The 23043-nt window shown below is 35.5% G+C and carries 28 protein-coding genes; 6 read left to right on the plus strand and 22 right to left on the minus strand.

Annotated elements, in window-relative coordinates; translation table 11 throughout:
* Window positions 1-12 precede the first annotated feature (12 nt).
* The 13 genes from argB to AC4BBX_RS04005 all read right to left on the minus strand — a co-directional run bounded on the left by argB (window position 13) and on the right by AC4BBX_RS04005 (window position 13197).
* Window positions 13-759, minus strand: coding sequence for an acetylglutamate kinase (gene argB / locus AC4BBX_RS03945; RefSeq protein WP_490455166.1), 747 nt, complete (start codon window positions 757-759; stop codon window positions 13-15).
* Window positions 760-792: 33 nt separating this feature from the next.
* Window positions 793-1986, minus strand: coding sequence for a bifunctional ornithine acetyltransferase/N-acetylglutamate synthase (argJ, locus tag AC4BBX_RS03950; RefSeq protein ID WP_490455167.1), 1194 nt, complete (start codon window positions 1984-1986; stop codon window positions 793-795).
* A 16-nt stretch (window positions 1987-2002) separates the two neighbouring features.
* Complete coding sequence (argC, locus tag AC4BBX_RS03955; protein ID WP_490455168.1) at window positions 2003-3031, minus strand: N-acetyl-gamma-glutamyl-phosphate reductase; 1029 nt, start codon at window positions 3029-3031, stop codon at window positions 2003-2005.
* A gap of 178 nt (window positions 3032-3209) precedes the next feature.
* On the minus strand, window positions 3210-4340 hold the full coding sequence (gene argD / locus AC4BBX_RS03960) for an acetylornithine transaminase (protein ID WP_490455169.1): 1131 nt from the start codon (window positions 4338-4340) through the stop codon (window positions 3210-3212).
* Window positions 4341-4397: 57 nt separating this feature from the next.
* Window positions 4398-5318 carry a LysR family transcriptional regulator gene (locus tag AC4BBX_RS03965; RefSeq protein WP_490455170.1) on the minus strand — a complete coding sequence of 307 codons (921 nt, stop codon included), beginning with the start codon at window positions 5316-5318 and terminating at the stop codon, window positions 4398-4400.
* 312 nt (window positions 5319-5630) lie between these two features.
* Entirely contained in the window at window positions 5631-6650 is a 1020-nt protein-coding gene (gene tsaD, locus AC4BBX_RS03970) for a tRNA (adenosine(37)-N6)-threonylcarbamoyltransferase complex transferase subunit TsaD (protein ID WP_490455171.1), read from the minus strand.
* Complete coding sequence (rimI, locus tag AC4BBX_RS03975; protein ID WP_490455172.1) at window positions 6647-7117, minus strand: ribosomal protein S18-alanine N-acetyltransferase; 471 nt, start codon at window positions 7115-7117, stop codon at window positions 6647-6649. Before rimI (AC4BBX_RS03975) ends, tsaD begins: the two co-directional genes overlap by 4 nt.
* Window positions 7114-7650, minus strand: coding sequence for a ribosomal protein S18-alanine N-acetyltransferase (gene rimI, locus AC4BBX_RS03980; protein ID WP_490455173.1), 537 nt, complete (start codon window positions 7648-7650; stop codon window positions 7114-7116). The genes rimI (AC4BBX_RS03975) and rimI (AC4BBX_RS03980) overlap by 4 nt, the downstream gene beginning before the upstream one ends.
* Window positions 7634-8347: a tRNA (adenosine(37)-N6)-threonylcarbamoyltransferase complex dimerization subunit type 1 TsaB gene (gene tsaB, locus AC4BBX_RS03985; RefSeq protein ID WP_490455174.1), complete on the minus strand. Its 714-nt coding sequence runs from the start codon at window positions 8345-8347 to the stop codon at window positions 7634-7636. Before tsaB ends, rimI (AC4BBX_RS03980) begins: the two co-directional genes overlap by 17 nt.
* Before the next feature lie 112 nt (window positions 8348-8459).
* The gene (locus AC4BBX_RS03990) at window positions 8460-9461 is read right to left on the minus strand and encodes a LacI family DNA-binding transcriptional regulator (protein ID WP_490455175.1); all 1002 of its coding nucleotides are present in this window, start codon (window positions 9459-9461) and stop codon (window positions 8460-8462) included.
* A 19-nt stretch (window positions 9462-9480) separates the two neighbouring features.
* Window positions 9481-10959, minus strand: a complete 1479-nt coding sequence (gene galT / locus AC4BBX_RS03995; protein WP_490455176.1) for a UDP-glucose--hexose-1-phosphate uridylyltransferase — start codon at window positions 10957-10959, stop codon at window positions 9481-9483.
* Between the two features lie 50 nt (window positions 10960-11009).
* On the minus strand, window positions 11010-11999 hold the full coding sequence (galE, locus tag AC4BBX_RS04000) for a UDP-glucose 4-epimerase GalE (RefSeq protein WP_490455177.1): 990 nt from the start codon (window positions 11997-11999) through the stop codon (window positions 11010-11012).
* 40 nt (window positions 12000-12039) lie between these two features.
* Entirely contained in the window at window positions 12040-13197 is a 1158-nt protein-coding gene (locus tag AC4BBX_RS04005; protein WP_490455178.1) for a galactokinase, read from the minus strand.
* Window positions 13198-13380: 183 nt separating this feature from the next.
* Here AC4BBX_RS04005 and AC4BBX_RS04010 point away from each other — a divergent pair, with 183 nt between their 5' ends.
* A complete protein-coding gene (locus AC4BBX_RS04010) occupies window positions 13381-13548 on the plus strand; it encodes a DUF3042 family protein (RefSeq protein WP_490455179.1) in 168 nt (55 codons plus the stop codon).
* A 41-nt stretch (window positions 13549-13589) separates the two neighbouring features.
* Here the strand turns inward: AC4BBX_RS04010 and AC4BBX_RS04015 are convergent, their stop codons facing one another.
* Genes AC4BBX_RS04015 through AC4BBX_RS04035 form a run of 5 tightly spaced genes read right to left on the minus strand, consistent with a single transcriptional unit; the run spans window position 13590 to window position 16474 of the window.
* Window positions 13590-13982, minus strand: a complete 393-nt coding sequence (locus AC4BBX_RS04015) for a rhodanese-like domain-containing protein (protein WP_490455180.1) — start codon at window positions 13980-13982, stop codon at window positions 13590-13592.
* Between the two features lie 26 nt (window positions 13983-14008).
* On the minus strand, window positions 14009-14974 hold the full coding sequence (locus AC4BBX_RS04020; RefSeq protein ID WP_490455181.1) for an ROK family glucokinase: 966 nt from the start codon (window positions 14972-14974) through the stop codon (window positions 14009-14011).
* A gap of 1 nt (window position 14975) precedes the next feature.
* On the minus strand, window positions 14976-15182 hold the full coding sequence (locus AC4BBX_RS04025) for a YqgQ family protein (protein ID WP_490455182.1): 207 nt from the start codon (window positions 15180-15182) through the stop codon (window positions 14976-14978).
* Window positions 15183-15231: 49 nt separating this feature from the next.
* Entirely contained in the window at window positions 15232-15915 is a 684-nt protein-coding gene (locus tag AC4BBX_RS04030; protein ID WP_490455183.1) for a rhomboid family intramembrane serine protease, read from the minus strand.
* The gene (locus AC4BBX_RS04035; protein WP_490455184.1) at window positions 15908-16474 is read right to left on the minus strand and encodes a 5-formyltetrahydrofolate cyclo-ligase; all 567 of its coding nucleotides are present in this window, start codon (window positions 16472-16474) and stop codon (window positions 15908-15910) included. Before AC4BBX_RS04035 ends, AC4BBX_RS04030 begins: the two co-directional genes overlap by 8 nt.
* Before the next feature lie 337 nt (window positions 16475-16811).
* Here AC4BBX_RS04035 and rpmG point away from each other — a divergent pair, with 337 nt between their 5' ends.
* Together rpmG and AC4BBX_RS04045 are read left to right on the plus strand one after the other, a co-directional pair.
* Window positions 16812-16961, plus strand: a complete 150-nt coding sequence (gene rpmG / locus AC4BBX_RS04040; RefSeq protein ID WP_490455185.1) for a 50S ribosomal protein L33 — start codon at window positions 16812-16814, stop codon at window positions 16959-16961.
* A gap of 141 nt (window positions 16962-17102) precedes the next feature.
* Complete coding sequence (locus AC4BBX_RS04045) at window positions 17103-17684, plus strand: hypothetical protein (RefSeq protein WP_490455186.1); 582 nt, start codon at window positions 17103-17105, stop codon at window positions 17682-17684.
* Between the two features lie 71 nt (window positions 17685-17755).
* Here the strand turns inward: AC4BBX_RS04045 and AC4BBX_RS04050 are convergent, their stop codons facing one another.
* The 4 genes from AC4BBX_RS04050 to AC4BBX_RS04065 form a co-directional block, all read right to left on the minus strand.
* Window positions 17756-18520, minus strand: coding sequence for a DNA/RNA non-specific endonuclease (locus tag AC4BBX_RS04050; protein ID WP_490455187.1), 765 nt, complete (start codon window positions 18518-18520; stop codon window positions 17756-17758).
* Between the two features lie 146 nt (window positions 18521-18666).
* Complete coding sequence (locus AC4BBX_RS04055) at window positions 18667-19122, minus strand: hypothetical protein (protein WP_490455188.1); 456 nt, start codon at window positions 19120-19122, stop codon at window positions 18667-18669.
* Between the two features lie 134 nt (window positions 19123-19256).
* Window positions 19257-20465, minus strand: a complete 1209-nt coding sequence (locus AC4BBX_RS04060; protein WP_490455189.1) for a CCA tRNA nucleotidyltransferase — start codon at window positions 20463-20465, stop codon at window positions 19257-19259.
* Window positions 20466-20480: 15 nt separating this feature from the next.
* Complete coding sequence (locus tag AC4BBX_RS04065; RefSeq protein ID WP_490455190.1) at window positions 20481-20828, minus strand: nucleotide pyrophosphohydrolase; 348 nt, start codon at window positions 20826-20828, stop codon at window positions 20481-20483.
* A 129-nt stretch (window positions 20829-20957) separates the two neighbouring features.
* Between AC4BBX_RS04065 and AC4BBX_RS04070 the strand changes: the two genes are divergently transcribed.
* The 3 genes from AC4BBX_RS04070 to AC4BBX_RS04080 all read left to right on the plus strand — a co-directional run bounded on the left by AC4BBX_RS04070 (window position 20958) and on the right by AC4BBX_RS04080 (window position 22911).
* Complete coding sequence (locus tag AC4BBX_RS04070) at window positions 20958-21851, plus strand: YitT family protein (protein WP_490455191.1); 894 nt, start codon at window positions 20958-20960, stop codon at window positions 21849-21851.
* Window positions 21852-21952: 101 nt separating this feature from the next.
* Window positions 21953-22639: a peptidoglycan amidohydrolase family protein gene (locus tag AC4BBX_RS04075; RefSeq protein ID WP_490455192.1), complete on the plus strand. Its 687-nt coding sequence runs from the start codon at window positions 21953-21955 to the stop codon at window positions 22637-22639.
* A 23-nt stretch (window positions 22640-22662) separates the two neighbouring features.
* Entirely contained in the window at window positions 22663-22911 is a 249-nt protein-coding gene (locus AC4BBX_RS04080) for a hypothetical protein (RefSeq protein ID WP_490455193.1), read from the plus strand.
* Window positions 22912-23043: the final 132 nt, after the last annotated feature.

The raw sequence follows: 23043 nt of genomic DNA on the forward strand, positions 1-23043 counted from the left end.
TGATTCCTCCTTCTAAACAGCTGCCGAAAATTTAATTTCCGTGCCTTCTTTGTCGATTGAATTACTAATAATAACGGATTTCACTCCTGCGATTAATGCTTTTTGAGCACTTTCCAATTTAGGAATCATGCCGCCTGTCACAACTTTTTTATCTTTTAAATCATCAATTTCTGAAAAAGAAACTTCTTTTAACAGCATTGATTTATTTTTGATGCCTGGAACATCTGTTAATAGAAATAGTTTTTCTGCTTGTACACTGGCTGCAATCTTGCAAGCTACTTCATCCGCATTAATATTTAACCACTGCCCATCTTGTGTAATTCCCAAAGGAGCAACGATGGGAATGTGATTTTTAGTCAACAGCATATTTAATAATTCGGCATTAATATCTGTTACCTCGCCAACCAATCCAAGATTAAGTTCATCCTTTAATTTCCCAACAATCAATTGATCACAGCCTGCGTTCATTCCAAGAGCATGAAAACCAGCTTGTTGAAAACAAGTCGTAATCATTGGTTGGACTTGCCCTAATAAAACCATTCGAGTAACCTCTAATCCTTGACTAGATGTCACGCGCAAACCATTTTTCACTTTTACAGGCAAATTTAAAGTTTCCATCATTTTTGAAATATAATGTCCCCCACCATGGACCACAATTACATGGTATCCATTGGCTTTCCAAGTGGTGATTTGTTCAAAAAATTCTTCATTTAAGTTATCTGAGGCAACGCCTCCCATTTTTACGACTATTGTTTTCATTGTATTTACTCCTTTTTCACATCTGTCATTCAATCAAGTATGATATAACGCATTAATTTTGACATAATCGTAAGTTAAATCGCATCCCCACGCTTGTCCCATTTCATTTCCTAAACCTAAACTAACAATTATTTTTATTTCAGGATCTTCTAACTCTTTGACGATTTTCTCGTGATCAAAAGCAATTGGTTCTCCATCAAAAACCAGAGTATCTGCCAATTGAATTTTGATTGTGCCTGAATCAAAGGGAACGCCACTATAACCAACCGCACATAAAATTCGTCCCCAGTTGGGATCTTTTCCAAAAATAGCAGATTTGACAAGCATTGATCCCACGATTGACTTGGCAATCATTCGAGCCTCTAGAGCATTTCGTGCTTGGATAACATCGACTTCAATTAATTTCGTGGCACCTTCTCCATCACGGGCAATCATTTTAGCCAATTCCGTTAACACAAAATGAAAAGCTGCTTTAAATTGCTGATAATTACTTCCCTCTTCGACAATTTCTGGATTGTCAGCTAATCCATTTGCCATAACCAAAACCATATCATTGGTAGAAGTATCGCCATCTACTGTGATTTGATTAAAAGTAATTTCTGTCAATTCACTCAGACACTTTTGGAGAATACTGGAAGTGATAGCAGCATCTGTTGTAATAAAGCCTAGCATAGTAGCCATATTAGGATGAATCATTCCTGAACCTTTACCACAGGCAGAAATAGTGATTGTTTTCTCTTCAATTTCCGTTTCAACTGTTATGACTTTTTCAACGGTATCGGTTGTTAAAATGGCTTTATGAAAATAACTGGGATCTATATCTGAACTTTTTTGCAAGGTCTTAATTCCTTCTTCAATCGTCGGCATTGGTAATTGTTTGCCAATGATTCCAGTAGAAGCCACTGCGACCAATTCTTTTTCTACTTCCCATATGTCAGCAACATGTTTTTGCATCTCTTGGGCATTGGCTAATCCTTGTTCTCCCGTACAAGCATTGGCATTGCCAGAATTGACGATTACGCCCTTGATTTTTTCTCCAAGTACAACTTCTTTTGTAATTTTGAGAGGAGCTGCTTGTATCTGATTGGTGGTAAATACTCCTGCAACACTGGCAGGCACTTCGGAATAAATCCAGCCAAGATCTAATTTTTTTCTTTTTAAGCCACTATGAATACCATTAGCGAAAAATCCTTTAGGGCTAGCTATGTTACCTTCGACTCTTTTCATCTCACTACTCCTACTCTTATGGAAAAATTGGAGCTTGCATTAAACCAGTTGTTTCGTCTAAGCCTGCCCATAAATTAAAATTCTGAATAGCTTGACCAGCAGCTCCCTTGACTAAATTGTCAATTACCGAGACCACGGTCAATACACGATTTTTTTCATTTAAACCAAAACCAATGTCGCAAAAATTGGTTCCCAACACTTGTCTTAATTCAGGTAAAGAATTTGATGGTTGTAATCGAACAAATGGTCGATCATCATAAGCTTGTTGATAAGCTGTTTGAATTTCTGACCAAGAAATATCTTCTTTGATTTTCACATATAAAGTCATGAAAATTCCTCGTTTCACGGGAATTAAACTTGTGGTAAATTGAATCGTTTCAAGTGCTTTATCCATCTCTTGTAAGGATTGTAGAATTTCAGGAATATGCTGATGTTGATTTAATTTATACATCGTCATATTTTCAGCTGCTGAAACATAATGGGTACTATCTGATAGCTGTTTTCCTGCACCAGATAAACCTGACTTACCATCCAAAATAATGGAATCTAATTCAATCAGCTTATTAGCTACTAAAGGTGCTAAAGAAAGAATTGCCGCTGTGGCATAACATCCAGGATTAGATAATAGATTTCCTTGAACTTGGGTGATTTCAGGTAAAGCATATAAAGCTTTATCAACTATCGACTTAGCAACAGGTGTTTTATGATACCAGCTTTGATAGTCTTGCGTTTCCTTTAAGCGTAAGTCTCCTGATAAATCAATTACAGGGAAATTATTTTCAACAAATACTTCAACCAAGTCTTTACAAATTCCTGAGGGTGTCGCGAAGAAGACCAAATCATTTTTCGCCATAATTATTTCAGCATCAAAAGGACCAACTTCTTGTTCACTAAATTGATCAAGATGAGGAAAAACATCAGAAATTGATTTTTTATGCATTGAATGACTATGCAGTGTCCCAATGGATAATTGGGGATGCAAGTGAATCAATCGAATTAACTCTATACCTGTATATCCTGTTACACCAACAATCGCAGCTTTCATTCACTTCACCTCTTCTTGAAATTAATTAAAATTATAGAGGGAATTTTTAAAAAGGTCAATGGTTTTTTATTAAAAAAACGACATTTTTATGTAAATATATGTATTTTACAACTGATTTGATGAATAAATATAAAAAATCCAGACTATTTAATATCAATAGTCTGGATAATTCAATCTCTTATTTAGTTAACACTTCAGCAATTTTATTGGTTCCTACTATTATTTCCTCTTCAGAAATAACTAAAGGTGGTAACAATCTTAATGTATTCGATCCAGCCTTTAATGCCAATAGTCCTTTTTGTTCTAATTTAGTCAAAATGTCGGCAACAGGAACATCTGCTTTTAGTTCAATTCCCACCATTAAACCCAAACCACGTATTTCTACAATCTTATCAGATTGGATTTTGTTTAACTCTTTAAAAAGTAATTCTGATTTAGCTGAAATTGTATTTAAGATAGGGGAAATTAAATCTAACACTTGATTCCCCACAGCCATCGCCAACTTATTGCCACCAAACGTTGAACCGTGGCTACCTGGTCCAAAAGAAGCCGCTAGTTCTTTTTTTCCAAACATTGCGCCAATTGGAAAACCATTGCCTAATCCTTTAGCCAGTGTGAAAATATCTGGTTCAAAGTCAAACTGCTCAAAAGCATATAAAGTTCCCGTTCTCCCAATACCTGTCTGTACTTCATCAACAATAATCAACACGTCTAATTCATTACAAAGCTTAACAAGCTCTGCTATCCAATCTTTCTTAGCTACGGTAACGCCTCCCTCACCTTGTACTAATTCCAAGATAACGGCAGCAGTTTGATCAGTGATGGCCTCTTTAATTTGAGAATCATTGTAAGTAAGATAACCAAAATCCGGAACCAAAGGAGCAAATCCTTGATGAACTTCCTCCTGACCAGTAGCTGACATGGAGCCATATGTCCGTCCATGAAAAGAATTTTTAAAAGAAATAATTTTTGATTTACCAGTTGCTTTTCTAGCCAATTTAATGGCAGCTTCATTTGCCTCTGCCCCAGAATTACAAAAGAACCCCAAATACTCATCAGCATAACTTAATTTCTCTGCTAATTTTTCTTGCAAGTCACTCAAATATAAATTAGGTGAATGCCAGATTTTTTCCGCTTGATTGACTAAAACTTCATCTAAGCTAGTTTGACTATATCCTAAGTTCATTACACCAATTCCACTAGTAAAGTCTAAGTAAGTCTTTCCATTAGAATCAGTTACATAACATTCTTTCCCTGATGATATTTCAAAGGGTTTTCTAGCATAATTTGGAAATAAATAACTTTGCATATAACCATCTCCTTTTGAATAAAAATACAACAAAAGCGTATGAATAGCAAATGAAATTTATAAAATATCAAAACCATAGCCTTGAATGTGATCTTCTAGCATCTGTAAATATTGTTGAGCAATCTGTGATAATTCTTTCTGTTTATGCTTTAAATAGCCAATTGTCATTTGATCTGGCACATTTAATGGCACGGCAATAATCTTATCATCGTTTAATTTTTTACTTAAAACACCAGAACTAATTGTATAGCCATTCACTCCTACCATCAAATTGAAAATAGTCGCTCGATCACTAACTTTTATGTCTTTCCGATGTTCTAAGGTACTAAGAATCTCTTCCGCAAAATAAAATGAATTTCGTTCTCCTTGTTCATAAGATAGATAAGGATAATCTTCCAAATCCTCTAATTCAACTAATTCTTTTTGCCCCAGTGGTGAAGTGTTGCTGACAAAAACATGTGGTTTAGCATGAAATAAAGGTTGAAACACGAGCTCTCTTTCTTTAAATAATTTCGTCATGACTTTTTTATTGAAGTCATTTAAATAAAGAATACCTAACTCACTTTTAAAATGGCTGAGGTCTTCTAGAATATTCTCCGTCTCTGTTTCTCGTAATTTAAACTGATACTCTTCCACGTCCAAACTATTTATTAATTCGACAAACGCATGGACAACAAAAGCATAATGTTGAGCAGAAACCGAAAAAGTTTGCTTTCTTGGTCGTGTATCTTTGTACTTTTCTTCTAATAGTTGAACCTGATCCATTACTTGTTGAGCATAGGACATAAACTCTCGTCCTTCTTCCGTTAAACGAACCCCCGTCTTACTCCGAACTAAAATTTGAATATTCATTTCATTTTCTAATTCTTTAATCGCACTAGATAAACTAGGCTGAGTCATATACAAAGCTTTTGCCGCTTCATTCATCGAACCAAAAGCCACAATTTTTTCTAAATATTCAAGCTGTTGAATCCTCATCTATTGGTCCTCCTAATTCCCTCAATAAAATTTATTATATTTTATAGAAGTCTATCTTTTATAAATATTATCTATAACCTACCATATTTACTGATAGTTATCCAATGTTTTTTGATGTTTACCATTACTACTATCATACTTTGAAACTTTCAGTACAATATCCCAGATAATTCCCTTTTGGTTCTTTCCTAATGTTGTTGCGTCAATTTTTTGCCTAAGTCGAAAGAATTTTTCCGTTTGTTTATTTTCTAATATTTTTTAAATTAAAAAAAATAAAAAATCCTACACCTCAATCGGCATAGGAATCATTTTTTATTCTTTCCTTTGAAATGCTAAGCTTGGAATCGCATTTAATGACATATCTGCTAAGCGACCTTTAGCCAGTTCAACATGCGCTGCGGCTCCAATCATGGCTGCATTATCCCCACATAAACGCAAAGGCGGTACAATCAGAGTTACATCTGGTAATTCTTTTGCCACTGCCTCACTCAAAGATTCACGCAATCCTTGATTAGCTGCCACTCCTCCAGCAACAATCAATTGCTTCACTGGATACTTTTGGCAAACTCGAATCGTTTTACTAACTAAAACATCGACTACACTAGCTTGAAAACTAGCAGCCAAATTTTCAGTGGAAAGCTCTTCCCCTCTTTGCTCTGCATTATGGACAAGATTAATAAAGGAACTCTTCAATCCACTAAAACTAAAATCAAAATTATCTTCATGAATCATCGCTCTAGGAAACTTATAGGTGTCTTCACCAATATGGGCTAAACGATCAATCTCTTTCCCACTTGGATAAGGTAACCCTAACACTCGACCTACCTTATCATATGCCTCTCCTGCCGCATCATCTCGAGTTTCTCCGATGATTTCAAACTGACCATCCTCTTCCATCAAAACTAATTCCGTATGCCCTCCGCTAACTAACAAAGCCATCAGTGGAAAAATTAAAGGCTGCTCTAGTCTAGCGGCATAAATATGTCCCGCCATATGATTTACTGGAACTAATGGCAAAGCATGAGCCCATGCAAAAGCTTTGGCTGCGGAAATACCAATCAACAAAGAGCCGACTAATCCTGGACCTTGAGTTACCGCAACAGCTGCTAAGTCAGCCACTGTTACTTTCGCTTCCTCTAAAGCCTCTTCAATACATAAAGTAATTTGTTCCACATGATGACGACTCGCCACCTCAGGAACTACTCCACCAAATCGTTGGTGGCTCTTAATTTGTGATGCAACAATGTTACTTAAAATTTCTTCACCATTTCGAATCACAGCCACACTGGTTTCATCACAACTGCTTTCAATAGCTAAAATTAATTCATTCATTTGACCTGTGTTGGCCTCACTTTCTTTATCATAATCAGTGCATCTTCAATTGGTTGCTGATAATAATCTTTTCTTCTTGCAACAACTTCAAAACCATTGCTCAGATATAAATTTTGGGCAGATAAATTAGAAACTCTGACTTCTAATAAAATTTGGGCAATCTGTTCTTCTTGAGCAAGTTTGACCAACTCTTTTAATAACTGAGATCCATATCCCTTTTTCGTCTGGGATCGATCAATGACCAAGTTAAAAATTTCCATTTCATCTAGAAATTGATGATAACCCAGAAACCCAAGAATCTCGGTCTCTTGCAAAAGTAAGTATTCACTTTGTTTATTTCTAATATCTTCCAAAAATTGCTCTTCACTCCAAGGAGATCCATGTTGGTAGCTTCGATTCGCAATTTGATATAAGTTTTTGGCTAATAGCTTAACATCAAAAAAATGTTTACTCTTTAATTCTGTCATTTTAAATATTTCACCATATCTACTGCGTCTTCATTACCTTCATTATAATAAGCTGGCAAAATACGACGAGATTCAAAGCCTAATTGACGATATAATCTCTGCGCATCTCGATTACTAATACGCACCTCTAAAGATAATGATTTACAGCGATTCTTTTTAGCAAATTTCTCAACCTCTTTGATTAAAAAAGAACCAATTCCTCTCCCTTGATACTCAGGTAAAGTTGCTACATTTGTAATGTGACCATCGCCCAATTTCAAACGGATTCCAATAAAACCAATAATCTGATCTTCAAATAAAATACATAAATATTGATGAGTATACTTAGAATATAGTTCAGAAATAAACGCACTTTTGGTCCAGGGAATACTTCCTTTATATACTATTCGTTCAACCGATATCAATTCTTTAATATCGCTTGTCAGCATTTGACGAACAAAATAACTTTCTTCACCTATCGTTACGTATTTTTCATGATAATTATTGCGATTATTGCGATAAAAAGGCAGATAGGTTTTAAATTTTTTCAACATAACTTTCTTCTCCCAATTCGTGGGTTTCTAGCCATTTCTCTTCTGCTTCTACTCGTTTTAAATATCGAGGTAAAAAAGTATGAATATCTGTAGGAGTTGCTGCCAGCCCTAACTCTGCCAACGTGACTCCATTTGGATAATTCCAAATAATTTGCTGATTGATGATAGCTTGAGGTAATTCATTTTGTATTTCCTCAGTGAAGTTTTGAACATCTGCTCCTACGAAATATACTTGTTTGTCTTTTAGTTTGATCAGTAACTCTGACAATGAGATGTGTTGGTCCTCCATCACTTGCGTCAATTGACCATCTCGCCATTGATATCCCCCAGCATAAACATTTTTTCTGCGAGCATCAAAAATCGGCACAATCAACTCTGCTCTGTCAATACAGTTTGCAGCAATAACTTTCAAACTGGAAATGCCCACCAAATCTAAATTCAATGTGTCTGCCAACGTTTTTGCTGTAGTCACACCAATCCGTAATCCGGTATAAGATCCTGGACCTTCCGCTACCACAATTCGATTTAATTCTTGTGGATTTATTGAAATTTCTTTCATCAATGTTTCAATTGCCGGCATCAAACTTTTACTATGATTTTTATTAACCGTTGTCTGGATTTGACCTAGCATTTTCTTTTCTTGAATGACTGCTACAGCCATCGTTTGATTCGATGTATCCATCGCCAATACGTTCATTCTTTTTCCCTACCTTTACAAGTTCTTTCATATTTTACCATAAATTTAACCGTTCTTCGTAGGAAAACTTTCAGAATCAACAAAGTTACCTAGAAAATTAAAAAGAAGCCGATTACTCGACTTCTCTGCTCTTGATTACAGTAGATTGGCGTAAAATTAATTCCGTTCCTACAACCTGACGTTTTGAGATAGGTACTTCTTCACTAATTAAATCTAATAAAGTCGTTACAGACAGTTCTCCCATCCATTCTGTGTAAACACGGATTGTAGATAGTTCAGGACTGACATATTTAGCCACACTCACGTCGTTAAAGCCAATGATAGAAATATCTTCTGGGATTCTTAAGCCTGCATCATGAATCGCACGCATTGCTCCAATGGCTAAAGCATCACTTGAAGCAAACAAAGCAGTTGGACGCTCTTGACTTTGATCTAAAAATACCTTCATAGCTTGATAACCACCGTCAACCGTAAAGGGTCCTTTCAAATGATATTCTTCTCGATAAAGCTTTAGACGTGTGAGCTTATCACGAAAGAATAGCCAGCGAGGATCTTCTATCTCAAACTTGCTGTCTTTGGTATATTCGATTCCGGAAAGAATGGCTATCTCTTGGTGTTTTTCTTTAATGAAATGGTCAATTACAAGTTCTACAGATTGGTTAAAATCAACAATGATAGAATCATGACCTTGAATAATGCCATAATTATCCACAAAAAGTAGCTTACCTTCTAAATTTTCTAGTTGACGAATTTGTTGAGGGTCAAATTTTCCTAAAGCAATCGTTCCTGCAGTTAGTGTATCTGATAACTCATTTAATGATTCTTTTATCAAACGAATATTTAGTTCTTCCGCTTTTTTTTCAATTCCCAAACGAATCGCCAAATAATATAAATCTTCCAGTTCTTCTTCTGTGTTATACCATTGAACCAACCGCAAAACCATTTGTTCTCTTTTTTTCTTGCGATGCTTCGTATAATTTAATGCTTCTGCCACCTCAAAGATTTTTTGCTTAGTATCTTGACTGACAGAAAGCTCTGAATCATAATTCAGCACACGAGAAACTGTTGCCGGAGAAACACCAGCTTGATCCGCAATATCTTTAATTGTTGCCATTGTTTCTCCTCCTTTTTACTTATAAGGTAGCCATAAATTGGTCAAAAGCTTCCTGTCCAGCCGCATCATGCTTAAAGACTCCTGCGTCTTCTAATACTCGTACAAAAATTTTTCCGATTTCTTTTTCAAGAATACCTTTTACATTTTCAGCTGAAAATTGATAATTATTTTTCATACGCTCAACCCAAGGACGATGGTGCTCTGCCACAGTCGCCTCTTGATCCAACAAGAATGCTTCAATTTCTGCAAGTTCTTGCTCTAAACGTGGAGGAAGAATCGCTAATCCCATCACTTCAATCAATCCAATATTTTCTTTCTTGATATGATGGACATCTTGATGAGGATGGAAAATACCATCGGGATGTTCTTCTGAAATATTATTATCTCGCAAAACTAAATCCAATTCAAACATCCCTGCTTTTTGACGAGCAATTGGTGTGACGGTATGATGGGGAGTCCCATCTTCTGACTTAGCAACAATCGACAATTCTGGAGCTGAAAACTCTGTCCATTTTACTCGAATATGTTCTGCTAAGCTTACCAAAGCTTCACGATTTTTAGATTGCAAACGAATGACAGACATTGGCCATTGAACAATACCTACTTGGACTTCAGAATAGTCTTGTAAATCAACGCTTCGATTAATCGGAGCTTTAGCCATGGCAAAATCATGTTTTCCACCTTGATAGTGATCGTGAGACAAGATAGAACCACCAACAATTGGTAAATCCGCATTAGAACCTACTAAATAATGGGGTAAAATTTCAACAATTCTAGTTAATCGTTCAAACGTATCTTGATTAATGGACATCGGACGATGCTCTCCTGACAACACGATACAATGTTCATTGTAATAAGCATAGGGAGAATATTGAAAACCCCAAGCTTCCCCATCGATATTCATGCGAATAATGCGATGGTTTGTTCTCGCAGGATGGTTCACGCGACCACGATAGCCTTCATTTTCCATACAAAGTAAACATTTTGGATAAGAAGAACTTGATGCATTTCGTTCAGCAGCAATTTGTTTGGGATCTTTTTCAGGTTTCGACAAATTAATTGTAATTTCTAGCTGACCATATTTTGTCTCAACAGGAAAATAAATATTCTTGGCAATCGCTCTGGTTTTAATATAATCATTATTTTTACAAAGTTTGAAAAAATAATCCGTCGCATCTTGTGGATCTTTCGCATAGTGTTGTGCAAAAAAAGCATTTGTTACTGAAGGAGGAGGTGTTAATAAATCCATTAACTCTCCTTCCAAAATTTCTGTTGCTGAAAGAGTTTCATCAATTAGTTCATTTCGTTTCGCCACAGCTATTAATTCATCTAATAGCGTCGTTGAAGACTGGCTGACTTTACGAATCTCACTTTTTTCAAATTGATTTTCACCAATCATTGCTAATACACGATTTTGTAAATACAGCCGATCCATTTCCATCCAGCCCCCAGCTTCGATTGCTAGGGTCACAAAATCAGTAATTGTTTGACTCAACATATGTCTACTCCTTATCCATTCACCACATTTTTACATTGGTAAAATTTATTCTAGTCTTCATATCCAGTTGGATGGCTAACATGCCAATTCCAAGCTGTTTCAATAATTTTTTTCACATCTGTATACTCAGGTTCCCAGCCTAAAACTGATTTCGCTTTTTCACTTGAAGCAACTAAAGTACCTGGATCTCCAGCTCTTCTAGGGGCAACCTTAGCAGGAATCTCTTTTTGAGTGACTTCACGAGCGGCTTCTAACATTTCTTTTACAGAGTATCCGTTGTTACTTCCTAAGTTAAAGATATTGCTTTCATTTCCTGCTTTTAAATATTCTAATGCTAAGATATGTGCTGCAATTAAATCTTCTACATGGACATAGTCACGAATGCATGTACCATCTGGTGTATCATAGTCATCACCAAAAATAGCCAATTCTTTTCGTTGACCTAAAGCTACTTGCAAGATGATTGGAACCAAATGAGTTTCTGGATCATGGTCCTCACCAATTGAACTATCCGCTTTGGCACCTGCTACATTGAAATAACGTAGGGCAACAAATTTCATGCCGTAAGCATTGTCACACCATTTCATCATTTTTTCCATCATTAGCTTACTTTCGCCGTAAGGATTTTTTGGATTTGTTGGTGTCGTTTCAGTAATTGGACTTACTTCTGGTTCACCATAAGTTGCTGCAGTTGAAGAAAAGACAATATGTTTCACATCAAATTCTTCCATCACTTCTAATAAAATTTGCATGCCGTAAACATTATTATTGAAGTATTTTAATGGTTTCTCTACTGATTCTCCAACTAAAGAGCTAGCTGCAAAATGAATCACGCCATCAATTTTTTCTTTTTCAAAAACGCTTTGAAGAAATGCTTTATCTCGGACATCTCCTTCATAAAAACGAGCATCATTATGGATTGCATTACGATGACCTGTTAGTAAATTGTCTACTACTACCACGTCATTACCTTGATTGATTAATTGATCTACTGCATGAGAACCGATATACCCGGCTCCTCCTAAGACTAAAATTGACATTTATTATCATCTCTTTCTGATTTAGTTTATCTCTTCTATTCTATAGCTTTCTAGCACCATCATCAATACTTGCTTGGTAAATATCTGTTGCATAGCCAATTTTTTCAAGATATTCAGCTGAAACTTTTTCAACAAAATCAGTCCAGTCGTCTGCTTTAACCAAGGCAATTGCACATCCACCAAAACCTGCACCAGTCATTCTCGCTCCTAAAACACTCGGATGTTTTTGAGCCGCTGCAACTAATGTATCTAATTCTACTCCAGTCACTTCATAGTCTTCTTTTAACGATTCATGAGAGGCATTCAATAATAAACCAAATGTTGTTAGATCCCCTGCTTCCAAAGCTGCTTTTGCTTTTAAAGTTCGTTGATTTTCAGTGACTGCATGTTTAGCACGTTTAATCAAGATGTCATCTTTAATGGTCTTTGTATTTTCATAAAAAGTCGCTTCATCTAGTTCACCTAGAGCTTGAATAGTTAACGTTGTTTGTAAGCGCGCCAAAGCTTCCTCACATTCACTACGACGCTCATTGTATTTAGAATCTGCTAATTCTCGGCGTTTGTTGGTATTCATAATTGCTACAACATATTCACCAAAAGCTGCTGGAATCACTTCGTATTTTAAGGTATTCGTATCTAACAACAACGCATGATCTTTTTGTCCCATTCCAATCGCAAATTGGTCCATAATTCCCGAATTAACACCGATGAATTCATTTTCTACTTTTTTGCCTGTCTTAACTAAATCTAATCGCTCTAAAGTTAAATCAAATAAATCTTCTAATATCACACCTGTTAATAGTTCAATCGAAGCAGAAGAAGAAAGTCCTGCACCATTTGGAATATTGCCATAAAAAACAACTTCAAATCCAGTATCAATAGTGTGACCCGCTTCCTGTAAATAGAGCAATACACCTTTAGGGTAGTTTGCCCAATCATGTGACTTGTCATAAGATAAATCATTTAAAGAAAATTCAATAATCCCTTTCTCAGGAAAATTCTCAGAATATAAACGAACCTTGTCATCTTTTCTTTTCGCAGCTACTCCATAGGTTCCCAGTGTAATCGCTGCCGGAAAAACATTGCCTCCATTATAGTCAGTATGTTCCCCAATTAAATTGATTCTTCCTGGAGCAAAATATTCACCCATTCTTTCATTTCCAAATTGTTGTGTAAAAACCTCCCGAAGCTCTTCCATTTCCTTTTCCTCATTTCTTTTCATCATATTTTTCTCTACTAAAAACTTTTGGTAAATTTATTATATAATATTTACTAAATATTTTCAATTTATTTATTATATTTTTATTTAGTATATCTCTTTTCAAATTCCATCGATTCCTTCATAATAGAAGTAAGATGAAGGAATCGAGGTGAAGGAACAATGAAAAAATTTATGACAGGGTTTGTTGTAGGATCACTTGCTACAACAGCTGCAACTATTGGTTTGCTTGCAACAATTAAAAAGCAAGTCATTGATCCCATCGAAGAAAAAGAAGCGTTGATTGAGGAAAAACGTCGTCATGCGCATCGTAAAAGTTTCGCAAGATAAATAAAAGAAAGGTGAACGATTTTATGTCGTTCACCTTTCTTTTATTTTTTCTTAGTTTTGCCTTCCCAGCTGTCATAACCATCTTTTAGAATATAAATATCAGTATATCCTTTTTTGCGTAACTTATTTGCCGCTCTTGCACTTAATGTACGAACACCATCATATAAATAAACAGGTTTATCTTTACGAATAGCTGTTAATGAATTATCCAACATTGTGTAAGGAATATTACGAGCTCCTAGAATGTGACCTGCATCAAATTCATTTTTTTCACGAACATCAACGACTTGTGCTTTTCTCATTCCTTCACGAAATTCTTCTTGTGTTAGCATTTTAGCTGAACGTTTGCCCATAATATAGTAATACAGCCAGTTAACTCCGATAGCTAATGCGATACCGATTAGTGTAATTGTTAAAACTCTTAAAAAGTTCATTTTATTTCTACCTTCCTATATACCGATTAAGCAAATTTTAATGCCAATGAAGCAGCGCCAATAACACCTGCATCATTGCCTAATTCTGCCAATTTAATTTTTGTACTTTCTTTTACTTGCGGGAAAGTGTATTGATGGAAGTATTCTTCCACTCGGCTACGCAAGAATTCACCTGCCGCAGAAACACCACCACCTAAAACAATACTTGATGGATTTAGAGTGTTCCCTAAATTACCACAGGCTAGACCTAAATAGAAACAAACTTTATCTACAACCATCAAGGCAAAAACATCATCCTTTTCAGCTGCAACAAAGACATCTTTACTTGAAATAGCTTGCCCATCATCCAAACGTTTTTTCAGTTCTGATTCACCAGCAAATTCTTCAGAAAGCTGACGAGCAACACGAACAACGCCTGTTGCACTAGCAACTGTTTCCAAACAGCCAACTTTACCACAAGTACATTCGAAGCCATGAGGGTCCACAGTTACGTGACCAATTTCTCCCGCGCATCCTGCTACTCCGTGTAATAGATGACCTTCCATGATAATGCCGCCACCGACACCTGTTCCTAAAGTCATAAAGACGACGTTCGGATCGTTTTCTCCCGCACCTTTCCAACGCTCACCTAAAGCTGCCACATTGGCATCGTTGTCTAATGCAAAACGAATTCCAGTACCTTCTTCAATCAATTCGCGAACGGGTTGAAGCGTCTTCCAATTTAGATTATACGCACCAATTACAGTTCCCTGATTGATATCGACACTTCCTGGTGTTCCCATTCCAATTCCGATAAAGTCTTCCGCTTTTAAGTCATACAAATCTAAGCGATGGTTAATAGATTCAATAATTTCTGGAACGATATTTGAACCCTCATCTAAAATATTGGTTTCGATACTCCATTTTTGTTGAATGTCACCCTCTTCAGTCAAAATGGCAAATTTTACAGTTGTTCCTCCTAAATCAATTCCAATAATTTTTTTCTCATTCATGTTATAAATCCTCCCTGTTTTCTTCAATGCGATGTTCACGATTTAAAATATGACGTGCTGTCAAATAGGTCTCTTGGTCAATTACCCCAGCTTCAAAAAGTTTCTTTAGCTCAATTGACATCAATTCAATATCGTAAATTCGTTTTCCCACATAAATATAAAGTCCAAATTGTTTAAATAACTGCTGTACATCATATAAAGTTTCCACTAAAGACACTTCCTATTCATTATACAAGTATTTGTTTGTTTTTAAAACCTTAAAATGAACTGTATTTTCTAAATCCATACAACAAACAGAAAATAATGAAAGCGATATAAATAATCCCAGAAAGAATTCGAATATGAATCGAATAATCTTTTAGACTTTTCGGTAAACCCATAATATTTCCCAAAAGCACACCCCCGATTAAACCACCTACATGGCCCAAAATATCAACCGACTGGTCTAAAAACCCAAAGATTAAATTCATTGCTAAAAATAAAGTAAATTGTCGAACCATTCCGCGAATTGCATAATTATCTTTGTAGTAAATACCAAGAATAACAAACGCACCAAACAAACCAAATAACGAAGTACTTGCTCCAGCTGCTTGAACCATCGGTGGATTAAAAGCAAAACCCAAGACATTGCCTGCTATTCCACTAAAGATATAAATTATAAAGAACCGCCAATGTCCGTACAAACTTTCCACTTGTTGTCCCATAAAATAAAGCACCACCGAATTGACCGCAAAATGCATCAATCCATAGTGAATAAAAATAGGAGTAACAAAGCGCCAATATTCTTGAAAATAAGCGATTGATGGACCAAAGACTGCTCCTCTAAATTCTAATTGTAAACGTGGAAACAAAAAAGCTAAAATAAACACTGCGGTTTGAATAGCCAAAAATAAATACGTAAAATAAGGTGTATTTTTTATTTGCTGTAACTTCCTATCCATGACTGACTACCTCTTTCATATAATCTGTATAAATTCGTGCAACTGGTTGATCAAAGGTAAGCGCATCCCAGTCATTATTTAACTGCTCTGAAAAGACTAAGCTACAGGTTTTCCCTTCGAAATCGGCTAAATAACGATCATAATAGCCTCCCCCATAACCAATCCGATAACCTTTATGAGAAAAAATCAAACCAGGAACTACTAATAAATTGATTTCTTCTTTTGAAAGATATTCATTACTAACTGGTTCCTCCACACCAAAGTCGGAAGTTCTGTAAGCAGTTCGGTCATCGACTGCATAAAAAGCTAATTGTCCACCCGATAAAGATTTAGGGACTGCTACGGTTTTCCCTTCTTGCAACGCTCTTTCTATAATCGGTTGTGTATTAAATTCAATTTCTGTCGAACGGATTAGACCGATTGTACTGGCCTCTTTCCATAATCTTGAAGCAAAAAATAGATGTAAAATTATTTCCTCTTTTTGCTTTTTTTTCTTTGGATTTGAAGCTATTTTTTTTAATTGCTGAATGCCAATTTCTCTTAGTTGTGTTTTATCCATGACCTCAACCTCCTAATAAGATTCACTTGCTTTCAAGCTTTAAATTCACCTATCTATTTTAACATGGAATGACTGCTTCGACTATCTTCAACTTTGCAAACTGTTTTTTAGATTAATATTATTTATAATTCTAGGTAAAAAGTATTTTCAAAGAAAAAGCTTTCACTAAAAAAATCAAAGTTTTCATTTTAATAGATTTAACTGTATATAAAATCTCGTCAAGTAAAATTACTTAACGAAATTGTCAAAAAGGCTAGATTTCTAGTTGCAAACGTGATATTATATTTTAGTCTGAGATATGTCTTAGAGGATTCTTGATGTATGGGAGGGAAAACACATGCGCGTAAACATTACTTTAGAATGCACTTCTTGTAAAGAACGTAACTACTTAACAAGCAAGAGCAAACGTAACACTCCGGATCGTTTGGAAAAAGAAAAATATTGCCCACGTGAAAGAAAAGTTACTTTGCATAGAGAAACTAAATAATTCATATAAACAAACGCTGACCCTTGATTTTCAAGCTTCAGCGTTTTTTATTTTTCGTCCACATCAGAATGGAAGCTCTTTCACCTCTATGATATAATCAACTTACTATTGAGGGTTCTCCATCAAAAAACGAGGCTGAAAATGAAAAGACCTTTTTATCAAGATATTAAATTTTGGATAGTTGGTTTTATCTTATTAGGAAGTATCGGTTATTTTATTTTTACCAACCAAGAAAAAAATGAGACGAATCAAGAAATTAAAAACACAAGTACACAAACAAACACTGATGATCATGAAGCTAGCTCTGAGAGTACCATTGAGAACGTCCCTCAATTTACAACAGGCTCTTCCCAAGTAACAGACGATATTGAAGTTATTGTTAAACAAGCCCACGTATCCCAGCAAGAAGGTGAGATTGTTCCTACTGACATTGGAAAAGAACTGGTTGTCTTTGACCTAGTGGTTACTAACCACAGTTCTGAAAGCCTTGCTTTCAATTCTGACGAGCCTCTTCTTGTTGAATATGAAGAACCTGAAGCGAACCATTCTCTTTTTACTGCTTTCAATTTTCTTTCAATTGAAACAGACAAAGAGGCCAACACTAATTTGGTAGCTGGTGAAACAATCGAATTACAGATTATCGGTGAAGCACCGCCTAATTCAATTCTACTTTTACGCCTTTCACCAACGAATCCGGATTTAGAATTTGATTTAAGAAAATAAACATACAGTTTTTAAATTAAAAATATCCAAACAATCTAGAAGTTCTAATTAGATAGCTTGGATATTTCTATTCATTTTGTTTTTTCAGAATTTCCAGTTAGGTAGTCAATCGAGTAACCATCCTGAATATTATACAAAAAAACATTGAAGCTAAGATCATTATTTTCTATACTCTGAGCTTCAATTTGAACGCCTCTTGGCACTAATTCATCTCCTAGAAAATATGGCGTGACTCGATAGCGGACATGATTGGAGGAACTTCTCAAATAATTGGCAACCTGATCTTCATACTCTTTCATAGGTCGTTGATTCATTTGTTGTGTTCCTGTAAATAAATTCTGCCAATTATCATTTTCACCAGTCAAACGAAAAGCAATCAAATGGGAGCGATTATACAACCATTTTCCATCAGTTAGCTTCTTCTGCTTCCAACCAGTTGGATAAACATTCGATATATCTTCTCGTTCAACAGTAGGTGTCATATTTTGATGAAGCATAGCATCAGCAGGTCCAACACGGTTTAAACGATCCAGTGGACTAAACTTTTGCCAAGGTGCATTAGTTAATAAAAGTTCTTCTTCAATAAAATTGGGTTGATTATGATTAATCGTGACAACCGCATGTTCTCCATCATATTCTGGAATTTCCTCTAAACGTCCATAATCCAGAAACTGGCTACCATTTAAATCAAACATATTTACAATTGTGCTTAGATCTGACCAGTCCACTTTTGTTAAGTCTACTTGACCGGCTGTTGCGGTAAAAGCAACTAAAGCGACGATTGTATAAAGTAATGTCTTGGCTTTGTTATTTGATTTGGGTTTCTTTTGTGGCATTTTTTACCTCCACCTTTTTCAGAAAAAAGGCAATGTGACATACATATTTAAACAGTAAAATACCCGAACGATGGAAGCTTGAGTCGGACTCATTCTAACTTGTTCGGATATTTCAATTTATGTCGCAGTCACAGTTCCTTAACTAATTATTCAAAATTTTCAGCGTAGATTGTATCCACTGAGTTGCTAGGATCAATAACAATGTATAGACTTTTTGTTTTTTCACTTACTTTTGTTGATTGATAAACATTATCTAATCCATCAGTTGTTTTATCTTTATAAGGGAAGTAAATCAAATCTGGTGCTCCATGTAGATACAAAATTTCCATGCGCTCGATATCTTGATATTTTAACGCACGTGCAAACATTCCTAGCTCTAAACCACCTAAGTTAATATCATGTGTTGCAACATGATCGCCTTCTTGGAATACTTCAATCTTAAATGCTTCGCAAGGATGAATTTCTACAAAATCTCCACCATTGATACGACCGAAACTTGTTGTGATCTGTTTAATCCATAAGTCCCCAATGTAACGACGATCAATCGTCCAAGTTTCCCCATTACGGAAAAGTAGTTTTAACGCTTTCATTTGTCTAGCCATAATACGCTCTCCTAACTTCAATGTTTGATAATTTATACATATACAGTGTAACATAACAATTGTCCTTAGTAAATAAAGAGCTAAAAACAGAAGCAAAACTTATTCCAGTGAAAACAAGTTCTACTTCTGGTTATTTACTGCGCTAAAAAACTTTTTGCATAGCTTAATAAGGTTTCTTTTTGATTCTCTACTTCTCTATCAATCACTTTTTTTTCACAGGCTGAGAGAGCATCTTTCAACCATTTACCGGGGTTTTTATCAAAAAATTGCATCAAGTCATGACCATCAATCGCTAAATCATGAAGAGAATGAATGGCCAAAGCTTGATAGTCCTTCTTAACTTTCTCACAGTTTGCTTTTAAATTAAAATATGGCAATAACTCTTCTACCAGCAACGCATTATCTTCTCCTAAATTGTATAAATCCCGAGAAGAAAAGAAAGCAGATTTTCTCGCTTGTAATCCCTCAAAAACAGATTGTACCGTGCGAATTAACTCATTCGAACATTTCCAACTTTTTAAAAATGGACGAATTTCCATAGATTTCAAATCTAGGCTATCAATCAACAAGACCCATGCGTGAATCTCTTTGTAGATTTGTTTGTCTGTTAAGTTAATAAATCTTTCAATTCCATTTTTATGCTCGTTTAAATTAGGGCAGTAACGATAACAACCAGTTTCGATAAACATCTCTAGTCCTTGGTTGCGAAATTTTCCTAATAACAATTTAACAAACTCAATCGTGATTCGTTCTACTGAAATTTTTTCTAATAATGCATTGTTCTCTTGAATCGATTCAAAAGTTTCTGATTCCAGCTCAAAACCTAATTGACTGACAAAACGTAACCCTCGCATCATTCGTAAAGCATCCTCATGAAAACGCTCGTGAGGATTGCCCACTGCTCGTAAAATTTTATGTTCTAAATCTGCTAAACCATTAAATAAATCAATGATTTCCCCATTTTCTTTTAAAGCAAAGGCATTTATTGTAAAGTCTCGACGTTTTAAATCCTCTTCTAACGAACGAACAAATTCGACATGATCTGGACGACGAAAATCTTGATAAGTAGATTCTGTACGAAAAGTAGTAATCTCATAACGTTCTTCCTCATCCAAAACTAGAACTGTTCCGTGTTCAATCCCAACATCAATCGTTCGTGGAAAAATTTCTTTGATTTCAGCAGGAAAGGCACTCGTTGCTATATCCACGTCATGAATGGCTTGATGCAATAAGGTATCTCGAACACTTCCTCCTACAAAATAAGCTTCGTAGCCAGCCTCCTCAATTCTTTTTAAAATAGGTAACGCTGTTTGATATTCTTGAGGAATCTTTTCCAATTTCATCCTGTCACTTCCTTGTTAATCTTCTGCTGTTTGTCCGTCTTTTCGTTCAAAACGATAACGATCTCGATGATTGAATTTATCCATATTTTTTTCGAAAACTTCCGTTAGATCGATATCTAAAGAATTAGCCATAATCATCGTTACAAACAAAACATCTCCTAATTCTTCTGCTACAGTATTTTGTTCTTCTGACATTTTTTTCGGTTTCTCACCATAGTAGTGATTGACCTCGCGTGCCAATTCCCCTACTTCTTCTGTTAAGCGAGCCATTTGAGCCAAAGGACCAAAGTATCCCGCTTTAAATTGTTGAATATATGCATCGACTTCTTCTTGCATCGATGCTAATGATCGCTGATTTGTCAAAATGATTCTCCTCTCAATTTCTTCACTGTTCTATATTAACAAATTGAGAAGTGAAATGATAGAAAAGAACTATTGTCATGTGTAGTTTTCCATGCTAAATTGAGTAAGGCAAAATATTAGGAGGTCAACATGAAACAAATTTTTTCACTAAAAACAATACGAGATATTCTTTTTATCATTATTGGAACGGCAATTTATGGGTTTGCCGTCGTATTCTTCAATATTCCCAACGATTTAGCAGAAGGTGGTATTACTGGAATTACCTTAATTTTACGGGCACTGTTAACTATTGATCCAGCAATTAGTACATTATTGTTGAACATCCCTCTCATCTTACTTGGTGGTAAAATTTTAGGACGACGAGCACTTTATTATACAATCATTGGAACTCTTGGGCTTTCTAGTTGGCTCTGGATTTGGCAACAATTTCCACTAATTATTGATCTTGAAGGAGATTTACTAATTGTCGCCTTATTGGGTGGACTAATTGCAGGAATTGGTAGTGGAATTGTTTATAAAGTCGGTGGAACGACTGGAGGCAGTGACATCATTGCTCGAATCATTGAAAAAAATTTAGGAATTTCCGTTGGACGATCATTGTTGATTTTTGACGTGCTAATTCTAATTCTTTCATTAAGTTATATCAATCTACAACAAATGATGTACACCATGATTTATTCCTATGTCTTTTCTAGAATTATTGATTCGATTCTAGATGGCGGCTACTCAGCTAAAGGTATTGTTATTATTTCAGAAAAAAGTGCAGAAATTGCTCCCTTGTTAATGGATGAGTTAGAACGTGGACTAACATATTTAAACGGTGAAGGTGGCTTTGCCAGTGACGAGAAAAAAATTATTTATATTGTTATTACACCTAGAGAAATTTCAGAAGTCAAACGAATCGTAAAAGAAGTTGATTCGACCGCTTTTGTTTCTGTGATTAATGTCCATGAAGTTGAGGGTGAAGGTTTCAGTTATTTAAAACCTAAAATGAGACTTTTTAGTCGAGGTAGAAAAATATAAGAAAAACGATTTGAGCTAGCATACTCAAATCGTTTTTGCTATATATTTTCTATATTACTTTTTTGTAGTCTTATAAAACATTAAAAGAAAGGAAAGATAAAATGAATCCTATTAAAATTATTGATCACTTTGAAAGTTTAAAAGCAAAAAAAATAAGCTATTCAATGTATGGCAGCCGAACTGGGACTGATGGTACAGGCGATTGCAGCGGTGTTTTATACGCCGCTCTCGTCAAAGCAGGAGCATCTACAGAAAAATATCCACCTAGCACAGAAACTTTGCATGCCTATTTGCTGAAAAATGGCTATCAATTGCATGTCGAGAATAGTCAGTGGGTTCCAAAAAAAGGGGATATTTTTATTTGGGGTAAAAAAGGTCACTCTGCTTATGCTGGTGGCCACACAGGTATTTTTCTTGATACTAAAAATGTGATCCATTGCAATGCGGGTCGCAACGGCATTAGCGTTGACGATTACTCTATTATTTTTTTAAACGCTGGACGCATGTATTTTTATTGCTACCGACTTAAAAGTAATAGTAGCAATACTGAAATTCAAAATTTAGGAGGAAAAATAAAATTGAAAAAATATACGCTCGCTGGACCTGTAAAGTTATTGACTAAACCATCTTCAAAGGGAAGTTTGATCGCTCAAATGCGCAAAGGAGACGTCATTAAATTCGACAATATTATCATTACTGAAGGGAAACTGTGGGCCTGCCAGCCACGGACAAATGGCTATGGTTATATCGAAATCGGTTCAATAAATTCCCATGGCACAATCGCTTAAACCATCAAAAAGGAGTGAACACAATGAACTGGGTCCAAAAATATTACGAAGATACGTTATCTGATGTTGAAGAATTTATTGTTACTGATATGCCCTTTTTTTTCAACGGGTTAGAAATACGAGAAAATGATAGTGATATCAGATTATTACTCTATCAAGAACCATTTTCGCCCGTCGTAGTCTCTTTAATTATGGATTGCGATATTGTACTCGATAAAACACGGGTATTTTTTAGTCAAACCTATGATGGATGGGTCTGGTTGGTTGGGTAAAATCAAAAAAAATAACAAAATGATGTTCATTAACAATAATTCACCAGGTCACACCCCCATATACTAATAGGGGGGTGCAGTAATAGGGGGGTGCAGTGTCCTGAGAACATCATTTTTAACGGAGGTTGGATA

It is taken from the genome of Enterococcus sp. AMC1157, assembly GCF_058216555.1.